Below are 4,195 nucleotides of genomic sequence, written 5' to 3' on the forward strand. Positions count from 1 at the left end.
ATGTGTGGGGTAGACCTGCTGCCCCGCACGGGGGCTGTTTGGTGTGTGGCCGGCCCGTGCGGGGCGGGCGCGTCGTGGCTGCGCGCGCGCAGCCGCTACGCCACGCTGGCTGCGGTCACCGCATTGGGCGCTGGCGCCTTCTTCGTGCTGCGTCGGATCGATCCCACCGTCGCCGGCAACCCGTTGCCGCCGTGCCCGTTGCGGGCCTTGACCGGGCTGTACTGCCCCGGCTGCGGCAGCACGCGCTGCCTGCATGCGCTGACGCAGTTCGATCTGCCGGGCGCGCTGGCGATGAACCCGCTGCTGGTGATCTCGCTGCTGCCGCTGGCGGTGCTGCTGCTGCACGGCGCGGGCCTGCTGCCGCAGCGCCTGCTCGGACTGCGCAATGTCCTGGCCGCGCCCAAACTGTGGCTGGTTCTGCTGGTGGGCTACGGGGTGCTGCGCAATCTGCCGTGGTTTCCGTTCACCCTGCTGGCACCCGGCTGAGGCGCAGCCGGCAGGCCATCAAGCCGCGTCCTGGCCATCCAGCCAGGTCTGGATCACGTGGCGTGCGATCGACAGCGGTGCAGGCAGCACGATGCCTTCGCCGGCGCAGTCGGCCTCACGCCAGTCGCGGGCCAGACCGGCGCGTACTTCCTCTGCGCTGAACCAGCCGGCCGCTTCCAGTTCCTCGTTCGCCTGCGGCGCATCCGGTTGGGCCCGGGCGATGAAACCCAGCATCAGCGCGCTCGGGAACGGCCACGGCTGCGAGGCGAGATAGCGGGCGCTGCCGGGATCCACCCGCACACCGGTTTCTTCCAGCACCTCGCGGGCGACGGTCTGTTCCAGCGTTTCGCCCGGTTCGACGAAGCCGGCGATCACCGACCAGCGCCGCTGCGGCCACGCCGCCTGCCGCCCCAGCAACAAACGGCCATCGCCATCGACGGCCACGATGATCGCCTGGTCGGTGCGCGGGTAGTGCTCGCTGCCGCAGGCATCGCAGAACCCCAGCCAGCCGGCGCGCCGGTAGCGCAACGGGCCGCCGCAGGCGCCGCAATAGCGATGCTGCCGGTGCCAGTGCTGCAGCGCCCGCGCCTGCGCGAACAGCGTGGCCTGCCACGCCGGCCACTGCGCTGCGGCGCTGCGCAGGTCGATCCGCTGCGGCGCGTCGAGTGCCGGCGCGTCGGCGAGGAACCAGCCGCGCCCGTCGCGCAAACCAAGAAAGGTGCACCCGTCCGGTCCTCCGCCGAGCTTGGCGCCGTCCAGTTCGTGCAAGCGTCCCTCGGCATTCGCCAGCGCCTTGCCCTGCGCATCCAACGCGATCACGCCCGCCTGGAGCCACAGCGCCGCCAGCGCGTCGGGATCGTCGCGCAGGGCGTCGGCGCGATCCAGCGCGCCATCGACAAAGGCGAACGGCGAGGCCCGACGCATCAACGCCGCCTCATTCGATCGTGCCGCAGCCGCAGGTGGTTTTGGCGTTCGGATTGCGGATGACGAACTGCGCGCCGGTCAGCGATTCGACGTAATCGACCGACGCGCCCGCCAGGTACTGCAGGCTGAGCGGATCGACCAGCAGGGTGGCGCCGTCGGTGAGGATCGCCACATCGTCCTCGTTTTGCAGGTCGTCGAACTCGAAGCCGTACTGGAAACCGGCGCAACCGCCGCCGTGGATGTAGGCACGCAGCTTGAGCGCCTCGTCGCCTTCGTCGGCCAGCAGCTCGCGCACCTTGGCCGCGGCGGCCGAGGTGAAGTCCATCGGCGCCGCCGGCATCACCGAGCGGACGAAATCCAGGGCAATCCTGTTCACCCGAACAGGATCGCGCTTTGCCGCCGGCGTTTCAACCGCGGCCGGCGCTTCCCTCAGGCGCGCGCGGTGCCTCGGTCGCGCCCGCGGCATCCGACCAGGCGAACGACTGCTCGACCGCCGTCCCGGACGCGGGACGCAGGCGCACGCTCACCCGCACCGGCACGATCCCTTCCGGCAGCACGATGTCGCCTTCGACCTGCTGGAAATACTTGAAGGCATAGTCGACGCCGGCCGCATTGGCCTGCTGGCGCAGGGTGTTCCAGTCCAGCGTGCGCATGCGTCCGGCGCTGCTGGCCTCGAGCGCCAGGGTGAGGCGGCCGCTGTTGATCGCATCGCGGTTGATGTTCTGGGTGAGCGTGGCCACGAAATGCCAGACCCCGGACTTGCCCTGCGGCTTGAGCTGCAGGCCGTGCACGCTCAGGCCGTGGCGCTGCCCGGCCGCACCCACGAAGCGTTCGTAGAAGGCGATGTCGGTGCGCAGCCCGGCAATTTCCTCGTCGCGGTCGGCCAGGGTGCCCTGCAAGTCCCGATTCGCCTCGCGGCTGATCTGGTCGGAACGCGCGAGGGTGGTGTTTTGCTGCTCCAGCGCCTCGATTCGCCGGGCTTGCGTCTCCAGCAGTTCACGCGCATTCGGCGGGATCGGGCCGAAACTGCGCCAAGCGCCCCACAGACCGAGCAGCAGCGCGCAGGCCACCAATGCGACGATGGCGGCACGCGGGTGACCCGGTTTGCGCCTGGGCGCGGGCGACGCGGGATCTGTCATGCGGCGGGTATCGCATCCCTTCCATCCCGGCGTCAAGCGCACCGGATCACGGATTCAAAGTCCAGAGGGACCCATCCCCTGCGTTTTGCGGCAGAATCCCGTCATGGCGGACCGGGGGAGCCCGCCGAGCGCCGGTGTCCGCTCGCTGCAGTTCCAGGACGGCTGCGACCAGGCACCGGCATCAGGAGGCAAGGATGAACGACGCGCCCAACGAAGCCACCCAGACGGAACAACCCGAGTCGCCCGGAGTCGATCGCTTTCGCGTGCTGATCGTCGAGGACGACCGCAGCCAGGCGCTGTTCGCCGAAGCGATCCTGCGCGGCGCCGGCATGGAGGCCGAGGTGGTCGCCGTGGCCGAGCAGATGATGGCCATCCTGGAACGCTTCGCTCCCGACCTGGTGCTGATGGACCTGCACATGCCGGGCACCAGCGGCACGACGCTGACCGAGCAGATCCGCCAGCATCCCCGCTTCCAGCATATCCCGGTGGTGTTCCTGACCGGCGACCAGAATCCGGACAGCGAGCTCGACGCGCTGGAGCACGGCGGCGACGACTACATCGTCAAGCCGGTTCGCCCTCGGCATCTGGTGGTGTCGGTGCAAAGCCGCATCCGCCGCGCGCGCGCGCTGGGTCAAATCCGCCAAAACGCCGCGGTCGAGCCGCTGCGTCATCCCGTCACCGGATTGCTCACCCGGCCCGCCTTGATGAACCTGCTGCTGGAGAGGGCCGCCTCGCGAGCGCAGGGCGGCGCATTGATGATCGAAATGGGCAACGCCGCCGCTCTGCACGACCGCCTCGGCTATGCCGAATTCGAGGAGCTGATCAACGCGGCGGGCCGCAAGTTGAACGAGTTGGTCGCTGACGAATCCGCGGCCCGGCTGAGCGACAACGCGTTCCTCGTCATCGTCGGCGAAAACGCTACCGTCGGACTGGAAGACTACGCGCGACAGCTGCGGGACGGGATCGGGCGCGCCGATTTCAAAATCGACGGCGCTACCTTGCGCCTGCGCTGCACCGTGGGCTACACCAGCTTCGAACACGGATTCAAGGACTCCGGTGAAGTCCTGGCCGCAGTGGAGGACGCCCTGCGGGAAGCGCGCGGGGCGCCGGCGGGAATCGCACGCTATGTACCCGCCGACCGCATCGCGGCGAACGAAATCCTCGACGAATTGCGCACCGCCCTGACCCCCGGCGGCGATGCTCTCTATCTCGTCTTCCAACCGGTGGTCGCCGTGGCCGGCGGCAACGAGGCGCGCTACCAGGTTCTGGTGCGGCTGCGCGGACCCGACGGCAGCGTACGCCGCGCCGCGGAGTTCCTGGATGCCGCCCAAACCGCGGGGCTGCTGCCGCAGGTCGACCGTTGGGTGATGCAGCATGCCCTCGATTTGCTGCGCGATCGTCGGCAGGCCGAGCGCCCGATCCAGTTGGTCGTCTCGCAGTCGCCGCGCACCCTCGCCCAGGACGATTACGCAAACTGGCTGCAGCGGGCCATTTCCGAAGCGCAGATCGACGGGCAATCGCTGATCATCGACATCCGTCTGGAGGATGCGCTGGTCCACTCGGTACTTTTGCGCGAGTTCTGTCGACTGATGGTGCCCAGCGGCGTCCAGTTCGCGCTCAGCCAGTACCGCCATACCCTGGACGCG

Annotated in this window: 5 protein-coding genes; 2 read left to right on the top strand and 3 right to left on the bottom strand. The window is 69.2% G+C overall.

Going from position 1 to position 4,195, the window contains the following annotated elements; genetic code table 11:
- The first annotated feature begins 45 nt into the window (after positions 1 to 45).
- Positions 46 to 486: a DUF2752 domain-containing protein gene (locus Q0X16_RS04945; RefSeq protein WP_297831359.1), complete on the top strand. Its 441-nt coding sequence runs from the start codon at positions 46 to 48 to the stop codon at positions 484 to 486.
- A gap of 18 nt (positions 487 to 504) precedes the next feature.
- Here Q0X16_RS04945 and nudC read toward each other — a convergent pair whose 3' ends face one another.
- From nudC to Q0X16_RS04960, 3 genes are all read right to left on the bottom strand, one after another.
- Positions 505 to 1,410, bottom strand: coding sequence for an NAD(+) diphosphatase (nudC, locus tag Q0X16_RS04950; RefSeq protein ID WP_297831352.1), 906 nt, complete (start codon positions 1,408 to 1,410; stop codon positions 505 to 507).
- Between the two features lie 10 nt (positions 1,411 to 1,420).
- On the bottom strand, positions 1,421 to 1,750 hold the full coding sequence (erpA, locus tag Q0X16_RS04955) for an iron-sulfur cluster insertion protein ErpA (RefSeq protein WP_297831363.1): 330 nt from the start codon (positions 1,748 to 1,750) through the stop codon (positions 1,421 to 1,423).
- 67 nt (positions 1,751 to 1,817) lie between these two features.
- Positions 1,818 to 2,549, bottom strand: coding sequence for a DUF6776 family protein (locus Q0X16_RS04960; protein WP_297831355.1), 732 nt, complete (start codon positions 2,547 to 2,549; stop codon positions 1,818 to 1,820).
- Positions 2,550 to 2,743: 194 nt separating this feature from the next.
- Between Q0X16_RS04960 and Q0X16_RS04965 the strand changes: the two genes are divergently transcribed.
- Positions 2,744 to 4,195, top strand: a 1,452-nt coding sequence (locus tag Q0X16_RS04965; RefSeq protein ID WP_297831357.1) for an EAL domain-containing response regulator, incomplete at its 3' end; no start/stop codon positions are given.

The sequence above is a fragment of the Thermomonas sp. genome (assembly GCF_025993755.1).
Classification (GTDB): Bacteria; Pseudomonadota; Gammaproteobacteria; order Xanthomonadales; family Xanthomonadaceae; genus Thermomonas.